24 protein-coding genes are annotated in these 24,227 nt (G+C 68.3%); 19 read left to right on the plus strand and 5 right to left on the minus strand.

What is annotated here, in order from left to right:
• Positions 1-30: 30 nt before the first annotated feature.
• The 7 genes from lptC (at position 31) to spt (ending at position 7,333) form a co-directional block, all read left to right on the plus strand.
• A complete protein-coding gene (lptC, locus tag CSEG_RS13575; RefSeq protein WP_041538307.1) occupies positions 31-660 on the plus strand; it encodes an LPS export ABC transporter periplasmic protein LptC in 630 nt (209 codons plus the stop codon).
• Complete coding sequence (locus CSEG_RS13580) at positions 623-1,786, plus strand: glycerophosphotransferase (protein WP_053463765.1); 1,164 nt, start codon at positions 623-625, stop codon at positions 1,784-1,786. The genes lptC and CSEG_RS13580 overlap by 38 nt, the downstream gene beginning before the upstream one ends.
• Complete coding sequence (locus tag CSEG_RS13585) at positions 1,783-3,162, plus strand: lipopolysaccharide biosynthesis protein (protein ID WP_013079813.1); 1,380 nt, start codon at positions 1,783-1,785, stop codon at positions 3,160-3,162. The genes CSEG_RS13580 and CSEG_RS13585 overlap by 4 nt, the downstream gene beginning before the upstream one ends.
• Positions 3,125-4,843, plus strand: a complete 1,719-nt coding sequence (locus CSEG_RS13590; protein WP_167535128.1) for a fatty acyl-AMP ligase — start codon at positions 3,125-3,127, stop codon at positions 4,841-4,843. The genes CSEG_RS13585 and CSEG_RS13590 overlap by 38 nt, the downstream gene beginning before the upstream one ends.
• A complete protein-coding gene (gene cerR / locus CSEG_RS13595; protein ID WP_013079815.1) occupies positions 4,833-5,771 on the plus strand; it encodes a ceramide reductase in 939 nt (312 codons plus the stop codon). Before CSEG_RS13590 ends, cerR begins: the two co-directional genes overlap by 11 nt.
• A 92-nt stretch (positions 5,772-5,863) precedes the next feature.
• Complete coding sequence (locus tag CSEG_RS13600) at positions 5,864-6,115, plus strand: acyl carrier protein (protein WP_013079816.1); 252 nt, start codon at positions 5,864-5,866, stop codon at positions 6,113-6,115.
• 3 nt (positions 6,116-6,118) lie between these two features.
• On the plus strand, positions 6,119-7,333 hold the full coding sequence (gene spt, locus CSEG_RS13605; RefSeq protein WP_013079817.1) for a serine palmitoyltransferase: 1,215 nt from the start codon (positions 6,119-6,121) through the stop codon (positions 7,331-7,333).
• Positions 7,334-7,402: 69 nt separating this feature from the next.
• Here the strand turns inward: spt and CSEG_RS13610 are convergent, their stop codons facing one another.
• From CSEG_RS13610 to CSEG_RS13620, 3 genes are read right to left on the minus strand one after another with little or no spacing between them, the layout of a single operon-like run.
• The gene (locus tag CSEG_RS13610; RefSeq protein WP_013079818.1) at positions 7,403-8,284 is read right to left on the minus strand and encodes a hypothetical protein; all 882 of its coding nucleotides are present in this window, start codon (positions 8,282-8,284) and stop codon (positions 7,403-7,405) included.
• Positions 8,281-9,198 (minus strand): diacylglycerol/lipid kinase family protein, encoded by a 918-nt coding sequence (locus CSEG_RS13615; RefSeq protein WP_013079819.1) that lies wholly within the window; start codon positions 9,196-9,198, stop codon positions 8,281-8,283. Before CSEG_RS13615 ends, CSEG_RS13610 begins: the two co-directional genes overlap by 4 nt.
• Positions 9,195-10,316: a CDP-alcohol phosphatidyltransferase family protein gene (locus CSEG_RS13620; RefSeq protein ID WP_013079820.1), complete on the minus strand. Its 1,122-nt coding sequence runs from the start codon at positions 10,314-10,316 to the stop codon at positions 9,195-9,197. The genes CSEG_RS13615 and CSEG_RS13620 overlap by 4 nt, the downstream gene beginning before the upstream one ends.
• Before the next feature lie 98 nt (positions 10,317-10,414).
• Between CSEG_RS13620 and CSEG_RS13625 the strand changes: the two genes are divergently transcribed.
• Entirely contained in the window at positions 10,415-11,323 is a 909-nt protein-coding gene (locus CSEG_RS13625; protein WP_013079821.1) for a metallophosphoesterase family protein, read from the plus strand.
• Here CSEG_RS13625 and CSEG_RS13630 read toward each other — a convergent pair.
• The gene (locus CSEG_RS13630) at positions 11,301-11,792 is read right to left on the minus strand and encodes a DUF2141 domain-containing protein (protein WP_013079822.1); all 492 of its coding nucleotides are present in this window, start codon (positions 11,790-11,792) and stop codon (positions 11,301-11,303) included. The two genes, CSEG_RS13625 and CSEG_RS13630, sit on opposite strands and share 23 nt — an antisense overlap.
• 63 nt (positions 11,793-11,855) lie before the next feature.
• On the opposite strand from CSEG_RS13630, the gene CSEG_RS13635 reads away from it, so the two are divergent.
• From CSEG_RS13635 to CSEG_RS13655, 5 genes are read left to right on the plus strand one after another with little or no spacing between them, the layout of a single operon-like run.
• A complete protein-coding gene (locus CSEG_RS13635) occupies positions 11,856-12,293 on the plus strand; it encodes an HIT family protein (RefSeq protein ID WP_013079823.1) in 438 nt (145 codons plus the stop codon).
• A gap of 11 nt (positions 12,294-12,304) precedes the next feature.
• Positions 12,305-13,507: an LptF/LptG family permease gene (locus tag CSEG_RS13640; protein ID WP_013079824.1), complete on the plus strand. Its 1,203-nt coding sequence runs from the start codon at positions 12,305-12,307 to the stop codon at positions 13,505-13,507.
• On the plus strand, positions 13,504-14,565 hold the full coding sequence (locus CSEG_RS13645) for an LptF/LptG family permease (RefSeq protein ID WP_013079825.1): 1,062 nt from the start codon (positions 13,504-13,506) through the stop codon (positions 14,563-14,565). The genes CSEG_RS13640 and CSEG_RS13645 overlap by 4 nt, the downstream gene beginning before the upstream one ends.
• Positions 14,565-15,719, plus strand: coding sequence for a ceramide synthase (gene bcerS, locus CSEG_RS13650; RefSeq protein ID WP_013079826.1), 1,155 nt, complete (start codon positions 14,565-14,567; stop codon positions 15,717-15,719). Before CSEG_RS13645 ends, bcerS begins: the two co-directional genes overlap by 1 nt.
• On the plus strand, positions 15,623-16,471 hold the full coding sequence (locus CSEG_RS13655) for a nucleotidyltransferase family protein (RefSeq protein WP_083778401.1): 849 nt from the start codon (positions 15,623-15,625) through the stop codon (positions 16,469-16,471). Before bcerS ends, CSEG_RS13655 begins: the two co-directional genes overlap by 97 nt.
• Here CSEG_RS13655 and CSEG_RS13660 read toward each other — a convergent pair.
• Positions 16,468-17,229 (minus strand): phosphocholine cytidylyltransferase family protein, encoded by a 762-nt coding sequence (locus CSEG_RS13660; protein WP_013079828.1) that lies wholly within the window; start codon positions 17,227-17,229, stop codon positions 16,468-16,470. The genes CSEG_RS13655 and CSEG_RS13660 overlap by 4 nt on opposite strands.
• A gap of 377 nt (positions 17,230-17,606) precedes the next feature.
• On the opposite strand from CSEG_RS13660, the gene CSEG_RS13665 reads away from it, so the two are divergent.
• The 6 genes from CSEG_RS13665 (at position 17,607) to CSEG_RS13690 (ending at position 24,171) form a co-directional block, all read left to right on the plus strand.
• Positions 17,607-18,809, plus strand: a complete 1,203-nt coding sequence (locus CSEG_RS13665; RefSeq protein ID WP_013079829.1) for a glycosyltransferase family 4 protein — start codon at positions 17,607-17,609, stop codon at positions 18,807-18,809.
• The gene (locus CSEG_RS13670) at positions 18,806-19,807 is read left to right on the plus strand and encodes a flippase-like domain-containing protein (protein ID WP_013079830.1); all 1,002 of its coding nucleotides are present in this window, start codon (positions 18,806-18,808) and stop codon (positions 19,805-19,807) included. The genes CSEG_RS13665 and CSEG_RS13670 overlap by 4 nt, the downstream gene beginning before the upstream one ends.
• 96 nt (positions 19,808-19,903) lie before the next feature.
• Entirely contained in the window at positions 19,904-21,127 is a 1,224-nt protein-coding gene (locus CSEG_RS13675; protein ID WP_013079831.1) for a rhamnogalacturonan acetylesterase, read from the plus strand.
• On the plus strand, positions 21,117-22,085 hold the full coding sequence (locus tag CSEG_RS13680; RefSeq protein ID WP_013079832.1) for an alpha/beta hydrolase: 969 nt from the start codon (positions 21,117-21,119) through the stop codon (positions 22,083-22,085). Before CSEG_RS13675 ends, CSEG_RS13680 begins: the two co-directional genes overlap by 11 nt.
• The gene (locus CSEG_RS13685; RefSeq protein ID WP_013079833.1) at positions 22,082-23,479 is read left to right on the plus strand and encodes a rhamnogalacturonidase; all 1,398 of its coding nucleotides are present in this window, start codon (positions 22,082-22,084) and stop codon (positions 23,477-23,479) included. The genes CSEG_RS13680 and CSEG_RS13685 overlap by 4 nt, the downstream gene beginning before the upstream one ends.
• A complete protein-coding gene (locus tag CSEG_RS13690) occupies positions 23,476-24,171 on the plus strand; it encodes a DUF6250 domain-containing protein (RefSeq protein WP_013079834.1) in 696 nt (231 codons plus the stop codon). Before CSEG_RS13685 ends, CSEG_RS13690 begins: the two co-directional genes overlap by 4 nt.
• Positions 24,172-24,227: the final 56 nt, after the last annotated feature.

Here is a 24,227-nt window from a genome sequence, read left to right on the forward strand (position 1 = left end):
ACGGCGGCGGAGGACTATCCATTGCCCCCAATGCTCACCCAGACCGACGGCGCTCCCGCCATCCCCACACTCAGCGCCGCAGAGCGGGCCCGCAACCGACGCCGGGCGCCGGTCCGTCGTTTGCGCCTGGGCCTGGCGGTGTTCGCGATCATCATCGGCGGCGCGGTCGTGGGGCAAGCCTCATGGCGCAGCCTGGCTTCGAGCAAGCTGCAGACCCAGGCCTCCACGACACCGCTTCTGCTGGACAAGCCGCGCTTCACGGGCGTTCTGAAGGATGGCCGCCCGTTCCTGATCACCGCCGACCGCGCCGAGCGCGACTCGGAAGACGAGGACTTGGTCCGCCTCAGCGCCCCGACCCTCGTCCGCGGCTACGGTCAGCCAGACGCCAGCCAAGCCACGGCCAAGAGCGGCGTCTATCGCGAGGCCGCCCGTACCCTGCTGCTGACCCAGGACGTGAAGATCACCAACGGCGAAGGCTATGAATTCGACGCGCCGCGGGCCCTGATCGACATGCGCACCGGCGAGGTGAGCGGCGACGCGGGCGTCGCCGGCTCAGGCCCGAACGCCAGCACCCGCGCCAACGCCTATAGCGTCAAGGACAAGGGCGATCGGGTCATCCTGAATGGTCGCGTGCGCACGCGCCTGGAGCCCCGTCCCTGACGTGCCCAAAAAGCGGGTCTGTTTCCTCTATATCGCGCAACACCATCAGGTCTGGCACAGCCTGTCGGTGGCCGTCGCCATGGCGCGCGAATGGCCCGACCTGAAGGTCGAGATCGCCGCGACCACGCGCGAACTGCTCGACTACGTCTCGGGCCTGCTCGCCGAGCTTGGCGGAGCGCCGATCGCTCTCGTGCTACTGCCGCCCGCCTGGATGAGACGGTTCGGCGGCGGCGGCGCGCCGCCCAAGGCGCCGATGCTGATCGCGAACGCCCTGCGGCTGGGACGCTACGACGCCGTGATCACGCCCGAGCGCACCACCGCCCTCCTCCACAAGCTAGGCGTCCGCCACCCGATCCTGGTCTACACTCAGCATGGGGCCGGCGATCGCGAAGGTCCTTTCGAGCCCCGCCTGCGCGTCTTCGATCTCGTCATGGCGGCGGGGCCAAAACAGCGCGACCGGATGATCGGCGAAGGCTGGGTCAAGCCCGAGAACTGCGCCATGGTCGGCTATCCGAAATTCGACCTGGTGGACGCCCTGCCCCGGCGACCCGGCCCGCGCTTTGAGCGTCCAGGTCCGGTCGTGGTCTACAACCCGCACTTCCATCCCGAGCTCAGCTCCTGGCCCAGGTGGGGTTGGCAGGTTCTGGACGCCTTCGCCCGCGGCGATCGCCACAACCTGATCTTCTCGCCCCACATCCGCCTGTTCGAGACCGCGTCCAGCGACGATCGCGCCGCCTTCAAGCGTTACGCCGAGCACCCGCGCATCCACGTCGATCTGGGCGGTCCGGCGGCGGCGGACATGACCTACACGCGCGCCGCCGATCTCTATCTCGGCGATGTCTCGAGCCAGATCTACGAGTTCCTGCGCACGCCCAAACCCTGCCTGTTCCTCAACGCCAGCGGCGCCGACTGGCGCGGCGATCCCAGCTTCCATCATTGGCTGTTCGGGCCCGTGTTGGACGGCGTGGACGCCTTGGACGACGCTGTCGACAGCGCCCTCGCCACCCATGTCGACTTCCGGCCGGCGCAGGCTGAAGGCATCGCCGAAACCTTCGACATCACCGAAGAACCGTCATCGCTGCGCGCCGCACGGGCGATCGCGGAGCGGCTGGAGTCACGGGCGTGACGACGGCGCCGGAACACGCGACGTCGCCGATCAAGCGCGTCCTGGCCAACGCGGGGCAGCTGCTCAGCGGCCGAGTCGTCAACGCCGTGGTGGGATTGGCCTACATCGCCCTGACCGCGCGCAGCCTCGGCAAGGAGGCGATGGGCGTCCTGGTCCTGATCAACGCCTTCGCCCAGTTCCTGGGCGAGGTGGCGCACTTCCAGTCTTGGCAGACGGTCCTGACCTACGGAACGGGCCCGCTCCTGGCCAACGAGCGCGTGAAGTTCCAGCAGGTCTTGCGATTCTCACTGCTGCTCGACGGCATTAGCGGCGTACTGGGCGTCGCCTTGGGCGTGGCTGGCGCGTGGTTCTTCTGGAACGAGTTGCGCTGGCCCGAAGGCATGAGCGGCTATGGCGCGCTGTATGCGCTCTCGATCCCGGTGATGAGCTCGGCCACGGGCGTGGGCCTGCTGCGGCTTTTCGACCGCTTCCGCTTCCTGGCGGCGGAGCAGGCGATCAGTTCCTTGGTCCGCATGATCGGCTGCGGGATCTGCGCCCTGACTCAAGCGCCGCTACCTTATTTCCTGCTGGCCTGGGCGGCGGGAACCTTCGCGTCGTTCTTCTACGTCGCCTCGATCGCGATCTGGGATTTGAACCGACGGGGCTTGCTGAAGGGGTTTTCGCTTCTGGGTCCGACCAGCCGCGACATGCCGGGCGTCTGGCGCTTCGCCATGGCGACCAATTTCTCCAGCACTTTGGACGTCGGCTTCACGCACGTCCTGACCATGGTCGTCGGCGCCCTGCTGGGCCCGGCTCAGGCGGCGCTGTGGCGTATCGGCAAGCAAGTGGCCGATGGCATGGCCAAGCCCGCGCGCCTGATGGTGCCGGCGCTCTATCCGGAGCTCGCCAAGATGCGCGCGTCGGGCGGCCAGCAAGCCATGACCAAGCTGGCGGTCCAGATCGCCCTGCTCGGCGGCGCGGCGGCCGGCGTGCTGCTGCTGGTCAGCCTCCTAGCGGGTCGTTGGATCCTGGAAACCGTCATGGGACAAGCCTTTGGCGCCGCCGCCGGGGTCATGAACTGGCAAGTCGCCGCCGCCGCGATCGGAGTCATGACCTTGCCGCTCGAGCCCATGCTAGTCTCGATGCGGGCGGCCGGCGCGGCCTTGGTGGTTCGGCTGGTCGTTGTGATCTGCTATTTCGCGGCCCTGGTTCCGCTGATCACGCGGTTTGGCCTGACCGGCGCGGGCGCGGCTTTGGTCGTATCCGCCTTGGCGATGGCCATCGGCATGTATTTGATGGCGCGCCGCAGGCTCGCCCGACTCGCGGCGGAGGACGACTCCGCGCGCACGACGAAAGACGATGAAGGCCCCAAGTATGATCACGCCCACGGCGTCTGACCGCACCGTTCGGTTCGCCGACTTCCCGACCCTGACCCAGGCCCTCGATTTCGCCGCGACCGGCGAGACGGGGATCAACCTCTATTCGCTGCGCGGCGAACTGGTCGAGGCCCTGCCCTACGCCAAGCTCCGGGAGGACGCCCAGGTCCTGGCCCGCCGGCTGCTGGCGACCGGCGCCAAGGTCGGCGACAGCGTCGCTTTGCTGGCCGAGACGGACGGCGACTTCGTGCGGGCGTTCTTCGCCTGCCAGTACGCCGGCCTGTTGCCCGCGCCCATGGCGCTGCCGACTCCTTTGGGGGGGCGCGAGGCCTATATCGAGCAGATCACCAACCTGGCCCGTTCGGCCAAGGCTAGGATCCTGCTGGGCCCGGTCGGCCTGAAGGACTGGGTGGCCGAGATCGGCCAGCGCGCGAACCTGGACTTCGCCGGCGTCCTGGCGGACCTGCCGGAGGACGGCGGCGCGGCCTTGCCGACCATCACGCCGGAAGACCCCTGCTACCTGCAGTTCTCGTCGGGCAGCACGCGCACCCCGACCGGCGTCCTGGTCCTTCACAAGGCCCTGATGGCCAACTGCGTGGCGATCACGCGCGATGGGCTGCAGGTGAAGCCGGCGGACCGCGCCATCTCGTGGCTGCCGCTCTACCACGACATGGGCCTGATCGGCTTCCTGCTCAGCCCCCTGAGCTGCCAGATGTCGGTCGACCTGCTGCCCACGGGCGCCTTCGTCCGCCGCCCGCTGCTGTGGATCGACCTGATCGGCCGCAACAAGGCCACCATCGCCTACAGCCCCACCTTCGGCTACGAGCTGTGCGCCCGCCGCGTCCAGGGCCAGCCGCTGGACGCCTATGATCTGTCGCATTGGCGCAGCGCCGGCCTTGGGGGCGACATGATCCGCATGCCGCCGCTGAAGGCCTTCGTTGAGGCGTTCGGCCCCGCCGGCTTCTCCGATAAGGCGTTCGTCGCCAGCTATGGCATGGCCGAGGCGACCCTGGCCCTGTCGATGGCGCCGCTGGGCAAGGGCCTTCGCGCTGAAACTCTCGACGTGGAGCGCCTGGAGCGCGACGCCCTGGCTGTCGACGCGCCCGAAGGCTCCGAACGCGCCCGCGACTTCGCCCGGTGCGGCCCCGCCCTGCCCGATCACTTCCTGGAAGTGCGCGGCGAGGACGGTCAGGTCCTGCCGGAGCGCGGCGTGGGCCGCATCTTCGCCAAAGGTCCCTCGGTCATGAGCGGCTACTTCGCCAATCCGGAGGAGACGGCGCGCGTGCTGTCGGCCGACGGCTGGCTGGACACCGGCGACCTCGGGTTCAAGATCGAGGGCGAAATCGTCATCACCGGTCGCGCCAAGGACCTGATCATCCTGAATGGCCGAAACATCTGGCCGCAGGACCTGGAATGGACCGCCGACCACGAGATCGACGGCCTGCGTAGCGGCGACGTCTGCGCCTTCGCGATCCCCGCCGAGCCGGAAGACCAAATCGTGGTGCTGGTCCAGGCGCGCGGCGGCGACGCCGACACCCGCGCGGCCCTGGTCGAGCAGGTCGCAACCCTGCTGCGCACCCGCCACGGCGTGGAAGCCAAGGTGAAGCTGGTCGGCGCCCACGCCCTGCCGCAGACTTCCTCGGGCAAGCTCAGCCGCTCGAAGGCTCGCGCGGCCTATCTGGCCGGAGCCTATGGAGACTGAGTCCAGAGGCGTCGTCGCCGTCACCGGCGCCACGGGCTTCCTGGGCCGTCACCTGGTCCGCGCCCTGGCCGAAGACGGCTGGACGCCGCGGGTCCTGGTCCGCCGAGATCCGATCCACCCGCTTTGGCGCGACTTCGAAGTCGAAGTCGTGGCCGGCGACCTCAAGACGCCTGGCGCCCTGCAGCGGCTTAGCGAGGGCGCCAGCGTCGTGATCCACGTGGCGGGGCTGATCAAGGCCACGTCACTGGAAGGCTTCAACACCGTCAATCGCGACGGCGCCCTGGCGGCCGCGCGCGCCGCGCGAGAGGCAAGCGCCCGCTTCATCCTGGTTTCGAGCTTGGCCGCCCGCGAACCGGCGCTGTCGAACTACGCCGCCAGCAAGCGCGCCGGGGAAGACGCGGTGCTGGCCGAGACGCCGCATGCGCTGATCGCTCGCCCGCCGGCGATCTATGGACCCGGCGACACCGAGACCCTGGAAGTCTTCAAGCTCGCCGCGAGCAGCCCGTTTCTGCCTGTGCTTTCGCCGACCTCTCGCGTCGCCATGATCCACGTCCAAGACGCTGCGGCGCAGCTTGCGAACTACTGCAAAAGTCCAAGTTCGGGCCTGGTAGAGCTGTCGGATGTGCGGCGCGACGGTTACACTTGGGCGGAAATCATGAGCGCCGCCGCAGCGGTCATGGGCCGAAATCCAAGGCTGATAAGGCTTCCAGCGGGGGGCGTCCTAGCCGCCGGAGCCCTTGCGGATGCTTGGTCTTTCGTCAGCCAAACACCCACCGTCTTCGGTTTTGGCAAGGCCAGGGAGTTGCTTCACGCCGATTGGACCCCATCTAGCGCTCCGAGGGCGGAGGGAGTACCCAGCGTATTCGGTCTGCTTGACGGGTTCGCTCACACCGTCGAGTGGTATCGGAAACAGGGCTGGCTGCCCTAAAATTTCATCGCCTTGCGCAAATGAGGCGGCTATCTGACAGACTCGCCGTTACAGTAGTGTCACGGGTGGGGCTCCCGGAGGTTTGATCTAGAATGGAAACGGTGACGGATCTCAGCTTACGCGAGATCGGGGTAGCGGCGAGCAAGGTTCTGGGGCGGCCGGTCGAGGTTCGCGCCGAGTCGCACATTGGCCGTGACCTCGCCGTGGACTCCCTGGCCCTCATGAACATCATCATGGAGCTCGAAGACACCTTCGACATCTCCATTCCCTTGGATCGCCTGGCTTCGGTCGAAACCGCCGGCGACCTTTCCAAACTGATCAACGATCTCCGGACTAGGGCTTAACTAATGGGGCTATTCGATAAGCACCTGGCCTATCGCGATGCGTACAAGGCCATCCAAGACGCCGGCGCCGACCCGTTCAAGGTCCGCTTCGACGCGGTGCATTCGCCGACCGAAGGCGTCGTGGACGGTCGTCCGACCATTCTGCTCGGCACCAACAACTACCTTGGCCTGACCTTCGACGAGCAAGCCATCGCCGCGTCGGTGAAAGCGGTACAGGAACGCGGTACGGGCACCACGGGTTCCCGCATCGCCAACGGCAGCTTCGAAGCCCACGTCGAGCTCGAGCAGGAACTGGCCAAGTTCTACGGCCGCAAGCACGCCATGGTCTTCACGACCGGCTACCAGGCCAATCTGGGCGTGCTGTCGACCCTTGTCGGCCGCGGCGACCATCTGATCCTCGACGCCGACAGCCACGCCTCGATCTACGACGCCTCGCGTCTGGGCCAGGCCGAGGTCATCCGCTTCCGCCACAACGACCCCGAAGACCTGGCCAAGCGCCTGCGTCGCCTGGGCGATGCGCCGGGCGAGCGCCTGATTGTGGTCGAAGGCGTCTATTCGATGATCGGCGACGTCGCGCCGCTGAAGGAAATCGCGGCCGTAAAGCGCGAGCTGGGCGGCTACCTCTTGGTGGACGAAGCCCACTCGATGGGCGTGCTCGGCGCCACGGGCCGCGGGCTGGCCGAAGCGGCGGGCGTGGAAGAGGACGTCGACTTCATCGTCGGCACCTTCTCCAAGAGCCTGGGCGCCATCGGCGGCTTCTGCGTCTCGAACATGGACGACTTCGACGTCATGCGCGTCGTCTGCCGCCCCTACATGTTCACCGCCTCGCTGCCGCCCGCCGTGGTCGCCTCGACCATCACGGCCCTGCGCCGCATGATCGAGCAGCCGCAGCTGCGCGACCGCCTGAACCACAACGCCAAGCGCCTGTATGACGGCCTGACGTCGCTGGGCTTCCACACCGGCCCGACGGCCAGCCCCGTGGTCGCCACGACCATGCCGGACCAGGAGCGCGCCATCGCCATGTGGAACGCCCTGCTGCACGCCGGCGTCTACCTGAACCTGGCCCTGCCGCCCGCCACGCCGGACAGCCGTCCGCTGCTGCGCGCCAGCGTCAGCGCCGCTCACACCGACGAGCAGATCGACGCGGTCCTCAAGACCTTCGCCGAAATCGGCGCGGCCCTCGGCGTCATCGAGCCGCTCAAGCGCGCCCGCGCCTGAGACCGCTCCCATTGCTGAAAACGAGAACGCCCGGGTGCAGACCCGGGCGTTTTTGTTTGGGCGAGAGGGTCACGAGGCCCTGCGCCTCCCCTTCCAGACCTTCAGCAGCACCCTGGGCGCGGACAGTATCGGGTGCCGCTCCCGCCAGGGCGTGACCTCGATCTCGACCCCCGTGTGCCGCTCGATCTTCCAGGCGGCGTAGCGCGCGGCGCCCTGGAAGGTGAAGGCGGCCTTCACCAGCCGGGCGACGTTCAGGGGCTTGCCCATCAGCCTGCGAGGCCCCCAAGCCTTGCGCAGGCGCGTCCGCTCCGCAGGATCCAGCGCTCCGCCCTGATCGTCCAGAACGGCTGTCATCACGTGGTCGTAGCGCTCGGGATCGTAGGCCAGAATCGACGCCTCGCGCCCAGCCTTCTCCACGCGCAGCTCGGCCTTGTAGGTCTCCTGGAAAAGCGCCGTCCACAGCGCGCGCGGGGCGCCGCCCGCCGGGCCCAGGGCCTGGGCGAAGCGCGCTGCGGTCCGGCAGGCCTCCGCGACAGCGTCGACCACCTGATCGCGGACGCCCGCAGAAGCCCAGACCAGGGCGCTGGGCTGGACGAACCGCGCCCAGATGGTCGTGTCCGCCCCCGCCCCGCTCACCGCCCGCTGGAACTGGGCGAGCGTCATGGAGGCGACCTTGGCTCGCAGCGTTTCGCCGTCATGAACCAGCTCGTGATAGCTGACGTCCGGCCACAGGATGCGCGTGAAGAACCCCCGCCAACCGGCCGGCGGCCGCTCGGTCAGGACGTAGTAGTCGAGCACGCCGGAGAGATCGCCCGTCCGCAGGATCGAACCGTAGAATAGCACCGCCCGCACCTCCGGAAAAACGCCGGTCAGATGCTCGGCGAAGGCGGTGATCGGCGCTGGGAGCGGCGTGGCGAGTTCGGCCGCGACGAGGTCGCGCAGGCGGTTCATCCGACCAGGAACCTCAAGGCCGGACCCAGGGCGATGACCAGTTCGCCGCCTTCGAACACTTCACCGTCCAGAACGAAGGGCGCGCAGCCCGCCAGACCGACCATGTCGGGATCGCGGCGACGATAGCCCATGCTCTCCAGCTTGGGCTCCGCCCGGCCGCTGAGCACCAGCGGCAGAGCCTTCAGCAGCTTCCGGGGCGGCGCATCGACGTCCAGGATCTTGAGGCCCTCGCGCGGCTCGCCGAACGGCTTCAAGCCGAACGGCAAGCGCTTCAGGGCCGTGGCGACAATGGCGAACCGCTCGTCGCCCGGCTGGGCCTGGCCGTCGAAGGTCAGCTTAGCCGGCACGCCCTCGCGCCACTCGTCACGCGCGCCGCCGAACAGCGCCCCGAAGGTGGCGGTGGCGATCGTCACGCCGACCGCCAGATTGTGGAAGAAGCCGACCTTGTGGACCTTCTGGGACAGGTTGGTCGCCTTCACCAGAGCCCCGACACCGAAGAAGAAGCCTTGCAGGCAAGGCCGATGACCATCGACCCAGCTGATCCGCAGCGGCGGTCGCGATTTGATCCGCGGCTCGGTCTGTCGCGCGGCGTTCAGCGCTTCCTCCAGTCGCCAATCGCGCTGCGTGCCCAGATCGATCGCCAGCACATTGGTCTTGCCCGACGGCAGCACCGCCAGCAGCGGCAAGTCTTCGCCGAAGGTGTGCGGCAGCAGGCTGATCACGTCGCGCACCGTGCCGTCGCCGCCGTCGATGACCAGAAGGTCGAGACCGTCGCGAGCGAAGTCTTCGAGAACCGTCCTCAGGGCGTCGCGACCGAACGGCTCGGCCAACCGCACCCCCTCGGGCGTCGGCCCGGGCGGGTTGATCCGATTGCCGTGGCTCTTCGGATTGCGAATGACCGCGATGCGACTCATTTTGACAGCCAAGATTGGATCGAGCCCTTGGGCGCGGCCAAGCCCTGCAGAATTTGAACGGCGTGCACGATGAAGCACGCGGCGGTCCAGATCGCCACCAGGGTGAAGCCGACATCCGGGCGACCTACCAACGCGCAGGCCGTCATCAGGATCAAGTTCGGGTTTCTACGGGCGGTGATCAGACGGAAGAAGCTGTCGAAGGGCCGCCAGGCGTGCATCTCCAACTTGAAGAGGGCCAGGAAGATCCCCTCCTCCACGCGCTGGGCGACATAGCCGCCGATCACGATCGCCAGGCTGAGCTCCGCATACGGGATGGATTGGCCGACGGCGTAGACGCCGACGAACCAGGCCCACCACCAGAAGGGCGGATGGAGCAGGTCGATGCCGTGATCGAAGACGTTGCCCCATTTCGACGAGGTCAGGGTCACGCGGGCCAGCTTGCCGTCGACGGTGTCGAGGAAGGTCATGATCCAGGCGAAGACCAGACCCCAGCCGAACTGGCCATGCCAGAACAGCCAGGTGGCCGCCAGGGTCAGCAGGAATCCGATGAACGTCACCTGGTTGGGCGTCATCTTGGCCAGCGCGCACCAGCGGGTCACCACGCGCGCGGGCGCGGGCCAGACGTACTTGGTCACCAGATCGGTGACCCCCTTGTAGGAGCCCTGGAACAGCCGCTTCTCGACCGCGCGAACGGTCTCGGGCGTCAGTCGCTCCAGAACCGGCGGCTCACGCTTGCGCAAGGCGCTGTTATAGGCCGAACCCAGCTCCAGCGCGGTCAGGCGGGTCAGGCGCGCGTCCAGGCCGGACGGGTCCCGCCCGGCGGCCAAAGCCTCCGCGGCGGCGTAGGCCAGGTCGGCAGGCGCGTGAGCGGCCACCGCGCGCCCCGCGTCATCGACCAGCACAGCGCCTTCGCGGCCCGCCAGGGCCTTGACCAGCGCCTCGTCGAACACCCAGCCGGCGTCGACCACGACGACCGCGTGCGAAAGGTCCACGGCCGGCGTCTCGACCAGGCCCAGACGCCGATAGATGCGAGACAGGCGCTCGCGCGAGGTCATGCCCCAGATGCGGCCGCCAGCCTCGCCGACGGTGACCGCCCTCGGGCCGCCCGCGCCGGCCATGTTTTGAATTTCAGCGCTCAAGAACCGATATACCCCTTGAATCCCGCGCCGATTGATAAGCAGCTTCGGCTGTTTCGACCAGAACGACCCGAAAGATCTTGTCCATTTACCGCATCGCCCACCTGTCCGACCCCCACCTGCCGCCGCCGCCCGGCGCGTTTGGGTGGAAGGACGTGTTCACCAAGCGCCTCCTGAGCCGCATCGCCTGGCGCAAGAAACGCAAGGTTCATCGTCCCGAAGTCCTGTCGGCGCTGGTGGCCGACCTGAAGGCCTCCGCGCCCGATCATGTGGTGATTAGCGGCGATCTCACCAACTTCGCTTCGCATACGGAGATTGCCGCCGCTCGCAAGTGGCTGGAATCTCTCGGGGAGCCAACCGACTTCACCGTCAGTCCCGGCAACCACGACGCCTTGGCCGGCGCGGGCGGCCCCGAGCGTTTCGCCATCTGGGCGCCCTGGCTGGGCGACGACGGCGAGAGCCGTTTCCCCCAGGTCCGGTTGCGCGGCCCCGTCGCGATCTTCAACCTTTGCTCGGCTGTGCCGACCGCGCCGCATCTGGCCACCGGCCGCCTGGGCGAAGAACAGCTTCGGAAACTGGACGCGGCCCTGGCCGATCCGGCTTACGACGGCTTCTTCAAGCTCGTCGTTCTGCACCACCCGCCACACGAGGGCGCGGTCTCCAAGCGCAAATCGCTTGATGACGGCCACGCCCTGCGCGAGGTGCTGGAGCGGCGCGGCGCCGATCTTGTGCTGCACGGCCACGCCCACGAGGCCCTGCTCGGCGCGTTGAGGGGTCCGGATGGCGCGACGGTCCCCGTGCTGGGCGTTCCCTCCGCTTCGGCCCGTCCGAACCGGCATGGCCCGGCGCGATGGAATGCGATCGAGATCGAGCCTCGCGCCGCCGGCGGCTTCGACGTCCGCATCGTCTCGCGCGGGATCGAGGCGGGCCGCGAAGGCCTAACCGAACTGGGCCGCTTCAGCCTGTCTAGCGCGGATAGCGGACCTTGATGCGGATGGTGTTGTCGCCCGGCTTCACCATGAAACGGGCGGCGTCGTATGAGGGCGCGGCGTACCGCGTCGGCGCGTCGTTCGAGAATCCGTAACCCTCGGTCGGCATGCCGATCTGATTGCGGCCGAACTCCCGATCGGCGTTGGCGTCGTGATAGACGGCCACGGCGTAGGCGTCAGCGACGGGCAGGTTGAAGCAGGCCTGGGTCATGGGCGCCGAGGCCTTGACCCTCTGGCGCAGAAGCTTGCCGCGCGGCGCAAGGAACCGATCGGGGTCGGACGGGTAGATCGTGATCGTCACCTCGCCGGCGTTTGAGCGCAGCGCTCCGACCTGGACGATCAGCCGAACGTCGCCCTTGCGCCCGACACAGTCCTTGTCGGTCAGGGGCGCGGCCAGCCCTTCGGCGCGCGCCGAGCCCGCCGCCAAAGTCGCTAAGATCGCGCCGATGAGAACGGATCGTGCTTTCATCTAAAACGCGGCATCCCTATTGTTACGCCCAGGCGACACCGGCCTGAAGTTCCCGGCTTTCTCATGACCAATCCCACCGCCCTGGCGTTCGGCTATCCCGGTTCGAAGATCGCGGAGACCGATCACTGGCTGATTCTGCTCCGCCCCAAGCAGCCGACATTTGGGTCTTTGGTGCTGGTGTGCAAGGAAACCGTTCAGGCGTTCTCCGAAGTGAGTCCCGCCGCCTTCGCGGACCTGCAGGTGGCGGTGACGGGTATCGAGCGTTTGCTGAGGGCCCAGGTCGACTACGAGAAGATCAATTACCTGATGCTGATGATGGTCGACAAAGACGTCCATTTCCACGTGCTGCCGCGCTATGCCGGCGTTCGCGAGCACGAGGGCCTGGCCTTCCCGGACGCAGGCTGGCCCGCGGCGCCCGCCCTGGGTTCGGCCGTTGAGCTGTCGCCCGACGCCGTCGAACGCCTCGCCGCGCGCTTCGCCCAGGCCTGGGGCCAAGCGTGAGCGCCAAGAAGATGTCCGCCGGCCCCATGCGGCTGATCGACCGTTACCTGCTGCGCCTGCTGTTCTGGCCGCTGGTCGGCTGCCTGGGCGTGACGGTCGTCGCCTTGCTGCTGGAGCGCATCTTGCGGCTCCTCGACGCCCTGTCGCAGAGCAGCGCGCGGTTCGGCTACGTCGCGCAACTGGCCGCCAACCTGGTGCCGCACTATCTCGGCCTCGCCCTGCCGGTGGCCTTCTTCGTGGCGCTGTTCATCGTCATCGCGAAGCTGTCGGACGGCTCCGAGGTTGACGCCCTGCTGGCCAGCGGGCAATCGCTGGAGCGGATCGCCGCGCCCTTCCTGGCGGTCGGCCTGTTCCTCAGCGTCTTCAGCCTGATCGTCTTCGGCTACATGCAGCCGTACAGCCGCTACGCCTACCGCGCCGTGATGCACGCGGCGATCAACGCCGGCTGGAACGGACGCTTGGCGGGCGGCGCCTTCATCGACGACAAGGGCTCGCTGCTGACGGCCGACAGCGCCGACATCGCCGGCCAGAGCCTGACCCGGGTCTTCATCCGCCGCCTCGACGCCAAGGGGCGCGAAGAGATCATCACCGCCGGCTCGGCCAATCTGAAGATGGATCCCGGCGGCAAGACCGTGACCATGGATCTGCGCGATGGTCGCCGCATCGTGCGCGACGACAATGGCCAATATCGCAACCTCGCCTTCAACAGCCTGACCACGCAGACGCCGCTGGCGGCGGCCGCGGTGCTGCTGCGCGACCGCGGCGGCGACGAGCGTGAGCTGACCCTGGGCGAGCTGGCCACGCAGGCCAAGTCGCCCCATCCGGTGGTCTCGAAGAGCACCCTGCTGAGTGAGCTCTACGGACGCCTGGCCCGCGCGGCCTTCTTGCCGTTCCTGCCGCTGCTGGCCTTCCCGCTGGGCCTGGCCTCCAAGCGCGGCAACCGAGCGGCGGGCCTGATCATGGCCGGCGTCCTGCTGCTGGCCTTCCAGCACGCCCTGCTTCTGGGACAGAGTCTCGCCAAGGCCGACAAGGTGGCGGCGGCGCCGGCGATCTGGATTCCGTTCGCCCTGTTCTCGAGCTTCGCCGTCTGGCTTTTCCTGGGCAGCCGCACGCGTCCGGGCGATACGCCTGTCTCGCGGCTGGTCCGCCGTATCAACAACCTGGTCACGCGCCTGGTGCGCGCCCTGCCTCTGCCCAAGCGACAACCCGCATGAAGCTGCAGCTCTACGTCCTGCGGACCGTCGCCACCCGAATCCTGGGCGCGGCGCTGATCCTGATGTCCATCCTGCAGATCCTTGACCTGCTGGACGTGACTACCGACATCCTGGACCGGGGCCTGGGCATGGCGGGCGTCGCCTACTACGCCGCCCTGCGCCTGCCCCGCCTGTTCGAGCAGGTCGCTCCGATCGCGGTCCTGGCCGGCGGCCTCTTCGCCTTCTCGCAGCTGGCGCGCGAAAGCGCCGTGGTCGCCATGCGGGCCAGCGGCATCTCCGGATACCGCATCGTCGGGATGGCCATGCCGGCCGTGATCGCCGTCATGCTGCTGGACGCGCTCTGCGGCCAGGTCCTGGCGCCACGCTCCGATCCGACCCTGGCGGACTGGTGGCGGAACACCACGCCGGTCGCCGAGCGCAAGGCGCCCTCGCCCCGCACCTTCCGGGCGGGTTCCGATCTCGTCATCGGGGCGGACGCCTCGGCGGATGGGCGCGAGATCACCAGCCTCACCATCTTCCGCCGCAACGCCAAGGGCATCCTCGTCGAAAAGGTCGAGGCGTCGAAGGCGCTCTACGATGGTCGCCGCTGGACGCTCCAAAGCCCCAAGACGACCCGCTTCGCCGGCGACCTCGCCCAGACCTCGACGGCGGCGTCGATCAACTGGCCGACGGCTCTGCGACCGCAAGACGTGCAGGGCCTGTTCGGCGACGACAGCGCGCCCACCGCCGCCACGGCTCGCCGCGCGCTGGAGAACGGTGGTTCGGATAGGCCGGAGAGCTTCTACGCCACCCACTTCCAGTCCGCGTTCGCCAGCCCGTTCGTCTCTCTGGTCATGCTGCTGCTGAGCGCGCCCGTCGCCCTCGCCAACTTCCGCAGCGGCCAGGGCGCGGTCCTGCTGACGGCCGGCCTTGGCGCTGGCCTCCTCTTCCTGGTGGCGAACGGGATGCTGACCGCCCTGGGCGAGTCCGGCGCCTTGTCGCCCTTGCTGGCCGTCTGGGCCGCTCCCGCCATCTTCGGCGCGCTGGCGGCGCGCACCTTCTTGGCCCTGGAGGGGTGATGCCTTTCGACTCCACGAACGCCGACCTTCAGGTCATCCCGGTCAAGACGCCGGACGAGCTTAAGCGCTTCATCGTCCTGCCCGCCCGGCTCAACGCCAAGGATCCCAACTGGATCACGCCGCTTTTCATGGAGCGGACCGAGGCCCTGACGCCGAAGACCAACCCGTTCTTCGCCCACGCCGAGGTGCAGCTGTTCCTGGCGACGCGCGGCGGCCGCGACGTCGGACGGATCAGCGCCCAGATCGACCACCTCACCCCTCAGCCGACGCCCGGGCGCTTGGACGGTCACTTCGGCATGATCGCGGCCGAGGACGACGCGGCGGTTTTCCAGATTCTTTTCCGCACGGCCGAGGACTGGCTGAGCGCGAAAGGCCGCACCCACGCCGTCGGGCCCTTCAACCTGTCGATCAACGAAGAGGTCGGCCTGCTGGTCCACGGCTTCGACACGCCGCCGATGGTGCTGATGGGCCACGACCCGGTCTACGCCGGCAAGCGGATCGAGGAGCAGGGCTACGTCAAGGCCCAGGACCTGTTCGCCTACAGGGCCGACGAGACCGGCGACATTCCCGAGATCGCCCAGCGCCGCGTCAAGCGCGGCCTGCCCGCCGGCGTCGTCCTGCGGCAGCTGGACTGGAAGCGCTATGACGAGGAGGTCGCCACCCTGACCGACATCCTCAACGACGCCTGGAAAGACAATTGGGGCTTCACCCCGACCACCGAGGCCGAGACGCGTCAGCTGGCCAAAGCCCTCAAGCAGGTGATCGACAAGCGCCTGGTCTGGTTCGCCGAGATCGACGGAGAACCGGCCGGCGTCGTCGTCTTCCTGCCGAACGTCAACGAAGCCATCGCCGACCTGAACGGCAAGCTCCTGCCGTTCGGATGGGCCAAGCTGCTGTGGCGCCTGAAGGTCAAGGGCGTGAAGTCGGCGCGCATCCCGCTGATGGGCGTCAAGCGCAAGTTCTCGACCACCCAGCGCGGCCGCATGCTGCCCTTCTGGATGATGAAGGCCAGTCGCGACACCGCGATCGGGCTTGGTTACAACCGGTTCGAAATCTCGTGGGTGCTCGAGGCCAACACGGCCATGACCCACATCGCCGAGAACGTCGGCGGCACGCACTACAAGACCTATCGCGTTTACGAGAAGGCTCTGTGAGCGACTTCAAGGCGCTGATCCTGGCCGGATCGCGGCCGGGCGAAATCGATCCGGCAGCGGCCTACGCCGGCGTCGCTCACAAGGGCCTGATCGTGCTGCAGGGTCAGACCTTGCTGAAGCGAGTGCTGGGCGCCGTCCAGGCCGCGGGGGCCGAGAAGGTCGGCGTCTCCGCCAACGACGAGACGATCCGCGCGGCGTTGGCCGGCGCGAATGTGGAGATCCTGCCGCCCGCCGCCGGCCCCAGCCAGAGCGTCGCCGACGGCGCGGGCGCGCTGGGCTTTCCGCTGATCGTCACGACGGTGGACCATGCGCTGCTCAAGCCCGAGTGGATCACCCGGTTCCTCGCCGATACGCCCAACTCCGCCGACGTCGCCGTGTTGCTGGCGTCGGAGGCCAAGGTCCAAGCCGCCGCGCCTCAGACCAAGCGGACCTATCTGAAGTTCCGCGACGGCCGCTATTCGGGCTGCAATCTCTTCCTGCTGCGCAACGAGAACGCGCTTAACGTCATCGCCGTCTGGCGCAAGGTCGAGGCCCTGCGAAAGCAGCCGTGGAAGATCGCCGCCATGCTGGGGCCGAGCTTCCTCATCCGCTACGCGCTGGGTCTGCTGACGCTGGACGAGGCGGTGGCGCGGCTGGGAAAGCTGGCCAATGTCGAGGCGGCCGCCGTGCGCGCGCACGATGGTCTGGCCGCCGTCGACGTGGACAAGCCCTCGGACCTGGACCTGGTCCGGGAGCTGGTCGGCGAGGCCTAGACGGCCTCGGCCTCCTTCGCCGCCCACTGCGCGGTCAGCGCGCGGTTGCGGACGAGGTCCTCCGGGAAGTCCATCTCGGCCCAATCAAGCCCCTCGATCGAGCGAACGCGCACGACGTCGTGGTTCTGGGCGATCTCATTGATCACGCTGAGGTACCAACGCTTCAGGCCTTCCGGCGTGCGCATGATCGCTTCCAGGGTCTTCACGAACAGCGCCGAGCCCTCGGCGTCGAAGCGCAGGAAACCGATCGACTCGGCGTCGTACTCGGTGATCGTCTTGCCGATGGCGCGAAGGGCGTCCCCTTCGGTCAGCACCTTCATGTCGTCGGCGTCGTAGCCTTCCGCCTTGCGGTCGACCGTCACCGTGATGGGGGCGTCCGGCGCGCTGATCAGACGCTCGGCGATCGCCGGCTCGAACAGGGTGTCGCCGTTGAGGATCATGAACGGCCCGCCGCGCATCTCCTCACGCGCCAACCAGCAGGTCGCGAGGTTGTCGGTCACGCTGTAGAACGGGTTGTAGAGCGTGCGGACCGTCATGCCCGGCAGCGACAGGCGCGCGATCTCGGCCTCGACCAAGTCGCTGCGGAAGCCCGTGACCACCACGGCCTCGGGCACGCCCGCCTGATGCAGGTGGCGCAGCTGCCATTCAAGAACCGTCTTGCCAGCCAGCTCCACCAGGCACTTGGGCCGATCATCGGTCAGCGGCGACAGCCTTTTGCCCTGACCGGCGGCGAGGATGAGGGTCTTGACCGGCTGCATGTCGTTCTAAAAATCTCGCTGGATCGGGGCTTGTTCTCGCCCCTAGAGGAATCGTTGGACCGCGAACCGTGCGGCCGCGAGCGCATAACTGAGCACGAACCGCCCGCTGGGCAAGTCCGCGCGCCCCCTCAAAGCCGCACGCCTTCCGTCGCGCAAGCCTGCTTGGACTCTTTTTTGGCCAAAACGATCAATCGGCAACGGTCGATTTCGCTTAGTCGCTCCCGAGCGCGCCACACCCCATGGTTCAGCTTGGGTTCAGCTTGACCTGAAGATTGTGTGGAGGATTGACGGCCTTCCCCTTCCGGAACCTGAACCATTCCACCATATGGCCATTGTCATATTCGGGTGGGGGCCTCGACTTAAGACCAGGAGGCGTCGTGCAGCGCGCGGAAAGAACCATTCGTCAGCCCGCTGAGGAAAAGCCCGCCGAGGGCCTGCGCCTCGCCCTTTTTTCCGGCAACTACAACTATACCCGAGACGGCTCGAACCAGGCGCTCAACCGCCTCTCGTCCTATCTGATCGAGGCGGGCGCGACCGTTCGCGTCTATTCGCCCACCACCGACACGCCGGCCTTCGAACCCGCCGGCGAACTCGTTTCCGCGCCGTCGGTGGCCATTCCGGGACGCAGCGAATACCGGCTGGCCCTGGGCCTGACGGCCGGCCTGAAAGCGGATCTGGCCGCGTTCCAGCCCACCATGGTCCATCTCTCGGCGCCGGACCTCCTGGGCGCCCAGGCGGGTCGCTGGGGACGCCAGGCGGGCCTTCCGGTCGTCGCCAGTCTGCACACCCGCTTCGAGACCTACCTCTCGTACTACGGCTTCGACTGGCTGAGGCCCACGGTCGAACGCTATCTCGACCGCTTCTACCGCGGCTGCGATCGAGTGCTGGCGCCCAATGCGCCGATCGCCGACCTGTTACGGGCCCAAGGCCTCGGTGAACGGGTGCGCGTGTGGGGACGCGGCGTTGACCGCGACCGTTTCTCGCCGGAGCGCAAGGACATGGCCTGGCGCCGTTCGCTGGGGATCGCCGATAACGAGATCGTCGTCGCCTTCCTCGGTCGCCTGGTCATGGAGAAAGGTCTCGATGTCATGGCCGACACCCTCGCTCGCCTGGGCGACCAGCCGATCCGACCGCTGATCATCGGCGACGGCCCCGCCCGCGCCTTCCTCGAAGCGCGCGCGCCCGAGGCGATCTTCGCCGGTCATCTCGATGGCGACGATTTGGGCCGCGCCGTCTCCAGCGCCGACATCCTGTTCAATCCCAGCCTGACCGAAGCCTTCGGCAACGCCAGCCTTGAAGGCATGGCGGCGGGGCTTGCGGTGCTCTGCCCCCGCGCGCCCAGCACCAGCGCGCTGATCACCGACGGGCACGATGGCGTCCTTGCGCCCAGCCCCGATGCGGAGACCTACGCGAACGCCATCCGCAGCCTGATCGCGGAACCCCTTCGCCGCCTGAGACTCTCGAGGGCGGCCCGCGTGTCCAGCGCCGCGTATGATTGGCGCGCCATCTGCGCCGACGTGCTCGACGTCTATCGCGAACTCGGGGCGGCTCCCGCCTCCCGCGCGCGCTCGGCTGCATGACGGACAAGAGCGGTAAGCGCGGGGGCGCGGCGCGAGGCTGGCTGCTGACGGTCGGCGTGGCCCTCTTGGCGATCCTGTTGGCCACTCACGGCGCCGGCGCCGTGCGCGCCCTGGTCGCCGAAGTGGGGTGGCAAGCCATCCTGGTCGTGGCTGCGCACCTGCCGGTGACCTTCATGGCCACTGTCGGCTGGCAGGTGCTGTTGCCGCCCGACCGCCGGCCATCGCTGCCGTTCCTGTTCCGGCTGAGGCTGATCAAGGAGGCGGTCAACGCCCTGCTGCCGGTGGCGCAGGTCGGCGGCGAGGTCGTGCGGGCCAAGCTAGCCGCGCGTCAGGGTCTGACCCTGGCCGAAAGCACGGCCAGCTGCGTCGTCGATGTTCTCGCCGGCACCGTCGGGTTGGTGCTGTTCGTGCTCGCCAGCCTGGCGGTCGCCATGGCCACCCTGCGCGATCCGAGTCTGGCCCAGGCGGGCCTGGCCGTTGTCGGCGTCGTGTTCCTGATCGCCACGATCCTGTTCATCGCGCACAAGGCCGGCGTCGGCCAGCGTATCGGCCAGTTCTCCCAAAGATGGACAGCGATCGCCGGCCGCGTCGGCGCGCTCGGCGACGCCTTTCGCGACATCGGCGCTCGGCGGAAGGAGATCGGCGCGTCCTGGGCCTGGCACATGGCCGCCTGGCTCGCGGGCGCGTTCGAAACCTACGTCTCCATGTGGGCCCTGGGCTTGCACCCCACGCTGGTCCAGGCCCTGATCGTCGAGGGCTTGGCCCAGACAGCCAAGGTCGTCGGCTTCGCCATTCCCGGCGCGCTCGGCGTCCAGGAGGGCGGCTATCTATTGCTGGGCGGCGCGCTGGGCCTGTCGCCGGACCAGGCTCTGGCCCTCTCGCTGTTGCGACGCCTGCGTGAACTCACCCTAGGCGCTCTAGGCCTCGTGCTCTGGCGAACAACACGTCCGGCGACGTCCATGCCCACCGGCGAGACCTCTGCGGCTACCGCCTCGTAGTTCCCACATATCAGGATATCATCCTGTATTTTGGCATTGAAAGCCTGGCGTCGCGCCGCTACCAAGATGGCGGACTCTGCGCGCAAGGGAGGCGGCATGATCCTGGATCGGCGGACACTGCTGACGGGCCTCGCGCTCGCGCCTAGCATCGCGCTCGCCAGGGAGGCCGCGTCCGTGTGGACCTTTGATTTCCAAACGTCGTCCCCCAAGCCTTATGACCCGGCCGCGGGCCACGGATGGGAGCCGGGCCCCGGGCGCCTGTTCTCGGTGAAGGTTCCAGAGGGCGACTACCGCGTCGCTCTGGACATGGGCGGCGACCAGGCCAGCGAGACCACGATCAAGGCCGAAGCCAGACGGCTGATGCTGGAAAGCGTCCGCGTCGGCGCCGGCGAGACCGAAACGCGGACGATCATCGTCAATGTCCGCCGTCCGGACCTCGCGCCACCGCCTCCCAACGCGCCTGGTGGAACACGCGTCCTGCTCAATCCGCGCGAGGACGGCAGCTACGCCTGGGACGACAAGCTGACTCTGGAGTTCTGCGGCCCGACCGCCGCCGTGCGACGCCTCCGGATCGAGCCGGTCACGGTCCCAACCGTATTTCTGGCGGGCGACTCGACCGTCACCGACCAGCGCTTCGAACCGGCCGCCGGCTGGGGCCAGATGCTGCCGCGCTTCTTCAAGCCCGAAATCTCGGTCGCCAACCACGCCGAGTCCGGCGAGACCCTGAAGTCGTTCCTGATCGAGCGCCGTCTCGACAAGATCCTCAGCCGGATCAAGCCCGGGGACTGGCTGCTGATCCAGTTCGGCCACAACGATCAGAAGACCCAGTGGCCGCAGACCTACGCCGAGGCCGCCACCACCTATCGGGACTACCTGCGCGTCTATGCCGGCGAAGCCCGGCGACGCGGCGCGACGCCCGTGTTCGTCACGTCCATGCACCGCCACCGCTTCGACGCGGCCGGAAAGGTGGTCGACACCTTGGGCGACTATCCCAAGGCCATGCGCGAAACGGCGGGCGACTTGGGCGCCCCGCTGATCGACCTCCACGCCATGAGCGCCGCCTTCTACGAGGCTCTGGGGCCCAAGGAAGCCTGGAAGGCCTTCAACGACGGCGGCAAGGACCTGACACACCACAACAACTACGGCGCCTATCAACTCGCGCGCTGCGTCGTCGAGGGCGTCCGGACCCATGTTCCTGATCTCGCCGCCCATCTGGCGGGCGACTTGCCGCCGTTCGATCCGGCCCGCCCGCCTTCGCCCGACGCCTTCACTCTGCCGCCCAGCGCGGTCGCCAGTCAGGAGCAACTCCGTGGCAATTGAAACCGACCGCCGCGCCCTGCTCGGCCTCGCCGCCGGCCTGGCGGCCATGCCCGCCCTGGCCCGCGCCCAGGACACGCCCCCGGCGATCGAAACCGTCGACCTTTGGCCCAAGGCGGCGCCCGGCGGCGAGAAGGTCACCGTCACCGAACGGGTGATCCTGCGCACCCCTGGCGGTGATCCGAACGACACGGCTTTTCTGAACGTGACCAAGCCCTGGCTGACCATGCGCCGGCCGGCCAAGCCGAACGGCGCGGCGGTGCTAATGATCCCGGGCGGCGGCTATGTTCGCGTGGCCGTCGGCAAGAACGGCGGACCAATCGACGCCTGGCTGGCCAGCCTGGGGGTCACGGCCTTCGTCATGGACTACCGCCTGCCCGCCGACGGATGGGCCGCAGGTCCGGACGTGGCCTTGCAGGACGCCCAGCGCGCCATCCGCCTGATCCGCGCCCGCGCTCCGTCCCTGGGCGTCGATCCCGCCAAGGTCGCGGTGATCGGATTTTCGGCCGGCGGCCATGTCGCGGCGCGCCTGGCGACCCAGTACGGCCGCGACACCTACGCCGCCGTCGATGAGGCGGACAGCCAACCGACCCGCCCCTTCGCGACTGGCCTGTTCTATCCTGTGGTCACAGCCACCCTGCCCCACGCCCATGGACAGTCGGTCAGGCAGTTGCTGGGCGCGACCCCGACAGACGCCCAGCGCATCGCCGTTTCGGCCGAGCAGCATGTGCCCGCGGACGCGCCGCCGACCTTCATCGCGGCCGCGGCCGACGACAGGGTGGTGCCCGTCGAGAACAGCGTGCTGATGTGGCAGGCCCTGCGCGCCAAGAAGATCCCGGTCGAGATGCATTTGCAGGAGGTCGGCGGCCACGGCTTTGGCCTCAAGGGGCCCGATGGTCAGGTCGCTCCGTCGATGTTGGCGCTGGACGCCTTCTTCCGGCGCCACGGTCTCTACGCGTGATCGAAGGCGGCCCGGCCCTGGCGACCGAGGCGATCAACGCCGCGATCGCCCACGCCCACGCCCGCGGCGGCGGCGAGGTCGTTCTGCCTGCGGGCCGCCATCTGTCCTTCTCGATCCGCCTGCTCAGCGGCGTCACCCTTCGCCTGGAGGAGGGATGCGTGCTGGAAGCGGCCGATCCGGCGCTTCACGGCGGGGCCTATGATCCGGCCGAACCCAATCCGCACGACCTATGGCAGGACTTCGGCCACAGCCACTGGCGAAACAGCCTGATCTGGGGCGAGGACCTTGAGGACGTGGCGATCCTGGGCCCGGGCCGCATCGACGGGGCGGGCCTGACGCGCGAAGGCCCCGGCTCGCGCTGGTCGCGCCAGTCGGGCGAGTTTCCGCTCAGCATGGCGGGCCTGTCGGCGGAAGCGATGGCTGAGCTGTCACCGGCGATCGAGGCGATGGTCGGCCTCGGCAACAAGGCCATCGCGCTCAAGCGTGTGAAGCGAGCCCGCATCGAGGGCCTGACGATCTTCCGAGGCGGCCATTTCGCCGTCCTGGCCTCAGGCTGCGAAGACCTCGTCCTGCGCGACCTCATCATCGACACCAACCGCGACGGCCTCGACATCGACGCCTGCCGCGACGTGCTGGTCTCCGGCTGCCGGGTCAACACGCCCAACGATGATGCGATCGTCCTGAAGAGCTCTCTGGCGCTCGGAGAGCCCATCGCGACCGAACGCGTGACCATCGAGCGCTGCGAGGTCAGCGGCTTCGACCTTGGGACCATGCTCGACGGGACCTTTGGTCGGACCCAGCAGCGCGCGCCCGACCAGGATCGCGTCACCGGTCGCATCAAGCTGGGCACGGAGTCCAACGGCGGCTTCCGCGACATCGTCGTCCGCGACTGCCGCTTCACCCGCTCGAGGGGCCTCGCCCTGGAGGTGGTCGACGGCGGGACCATGGAGAACGTCATGGTCGAGCGGCTCGTCATGCAGGAGGTCACCACGGCCCCAATCTTCCTGCGCGTCGGTGATCGTCGGCGCGGCCCGGAGGGCACGCCCGTGGGCGCCATGCGAAACATCGTGCTGCGCGAGATCACGGCGACCGATATCCTGCCCGACTACGCCGCCACGATCGCGGGCCTGCCGGACGCGCCGATCGCGAACGTGACGCTGTCGAACATCCGCCTGTCGTATCGCGGCGGCGGCCTGGCGGGCTGGGCCGAGCGCCCCGGGGATCTCCCCGAAGCCTATCCGGAACCCAGCATGTTCGGCCCCTCCCCGGCCCACGGGCTCTGGGCGCGGCACGTGGACGGCCTCAAGATCGAGAAGCTGTCCATCGAGACCGAGACTCCGGACCGGCGGCCGGAGCGCCTGTTTGAGAATGTCCGACAGACGGAGGCCTCATGATCCTCGACCGGCGTAGCCTGCTCGCCAGCCTCGCCGCGACGCCGTTCGCGGACCAAGCGCCCTATCGCCGCGAGCAACGCCTGTTCGCCGACGACTTCCGCCGGGGCCTCGATCAATGGGTCATCGAGGCGGAAAAGCCCGCGACGGCGCAGGCGCGAGACGGCGTGCTGGAGATCATCGCGCCGGGCGGGCTGACGGCCTGGTTCAAGCCCGAGCTCATCGGCCCGGCAGCCATCACCTATCAGGCTCAAGCCGTGTCGGCCGGCGGTCCCTACGACCGGGTCAGCGACCTGAACGCATTCTGGATGGCGCGCGAGGTCGACGGCGGATCGCCGCTGGACCATCCGCGCAGCGGCGCTTTCGCCGACTACGACACGCTGAAAACCTACTATGTGGGCCATGGCGGCAACAGCAACACGACCACCCGCTTCCGCCGTTATGTCGGGCGTCCGGGCGAGCGGCCGCTCCTGCCCCAGCACGACCACGCCGCGCCTGAAGAAATGCTGACGCCCAATCGGTGGGTGTCGGTACGCCTTGTGGCGGATGGGCGCCGCATCGAATACTGGAGCGACGGGCGACGGCTCTTCGATCTCGATGACCCGGCGCCCTACCCGCGCGGATGGTTCGGCCTTCGGACCACCCAGAGCCACCTGCGCATCCGCGACTTCGCCGTCTTCCGACTGGCGCTCTGACCTTAAGCAAGAGAACGAAAAGCCGGCGCGAGGAGTCCTCGGCCGGCTTCTTCCGA

The organism is Caulobacter segnis ATCC 21756 (assembly GCF_000092285.1).
In the GTDB taxonomy this organism is placed as follows: Bacteria; Pseudomonadota; Alphaproteobacteria; order Caulobacterales; family Caulobacteraceae; genus Caulobacter; species Caulobacter segnis.

Coding starts and splice junctions, on each gene's coding strand:
- CSEG_RS13615 (WP_013079819.1), bottom strand. CDS start 9,198: ATGAGTCGCATCGCGGTCATTCGCAATCCGAAGAGCCACGGCAATCGG.
- CSEG_RS13600 (WP_013079816.1), top strand. CDS start 5,864: ATGGAAACGGTGACGGATCTCAGCTTACGCGAGATCGGGGTAGCGGCG.
- CSEG_RS13690 (WP_013079834.1), top strand. CDS start 23,476: ATGATCCTCGACCGGCGTAGCCTGCTCGCCAGCCTCGCCGCGACGCCG.
- CSEG_RS13590 (WP_167535128.1), top strand. CDS start 3,125: ATGAAGGCCCCAAGTATGATCACGCCCACGGCGTCTGACCGCACCGTT.
- CSEG_RS13640 (WP_013079824.1), top strand. CDS start 12,305: ATGTCCGCCGGCCCCATGCGGCTGATCGACCGTTACCTGCTGCGCCTG.
- CSEG_RS13635 (WP_013079823.1), top strand. CDS start 11,856: ATGACCAATCCCACCGCCCTGGCGTTCGGCTATCCCGGTTCGAAGATC.
- CSEG_RS13620 (WP_013079820.1), bottom strand. CDS start 10,316: ATGGCCGGCGCGGGCGGCCCGAGGGCGGTCACCGTCGGCGAGGCTGGC.
- spt (WP_013079817.1), top strand. CDS start 6,119: ATGGGGCTATTCGATAAGCACCTGGCCTATCGCGATGCGTACAAGGCC.
- CSEG_RS13675 (WP_013079831.1), top strand. CDS start 19,904: ATGATCCTGGATCGGCGGACACTGCTGACGGGCCTCGCGCTCGCGCCT.
- lptC (WP_041538307.1), top strand. CDS start 31: ATGCTCACCCAGACCGACGGCGCTCCCGCCATCCCCACACTCAGCGCC.
- CSEG_RS13580 (WP_053463765.1), top strand. CDS start 623: ATGGTCGCGTGCGCACGCGCCTGGAGCCCCGTCCCTGACGTGCCCAAA.
- CSEG_RS13670 (WP_013079830.1), top strand. CDS start 18,806: ATGACGGACAAGAGCGGTAAGCGCGGGGGCGCGGCGCGAGGCTGGCTG.
- CSEG_RS13645 (WP_013079825.1), top strand. CDS start 13,504: ATGAAGCTGCAGCTCTACGTCCTGCGGACCGTCGCCACCCGAATCCTG.
- CSEG_RS13630 (WP_013079822.1), bottom strand. CDS start 11,792: ATGAAAGCACGATCCGTTCTCATCGGCGCGATCTTAGCGACTTTGGCG.
- bcerS (WP_013079826.1), top strand. CDS start 14,565: ATGCCTTTCGACTCCACGAACGCCGACCTTCAGGTCATCCCGGTCAAG.
- CSEG_RS13660 (WP_013079828.1), bottom strand. CDS start 17,229: ATGCAGCCGGTCAAGACCCTCATCCTCGCCGCCGGTCAGGGCAAAAGG.
- CSEG_RS13610 (WP_013079818.1), bottom strand. CDS start 8,284: ATGAACCGCCTGCGCGACCTCGTCGCGGCCGAACTCGCCACGCCGCTC.
- cerR (WP_013079815.1), top strand. CDS start 4,833: ATGGAGACTGAGTCCAGAGGCGTCGTCGCCGTCACCGGCGCCACGGGC.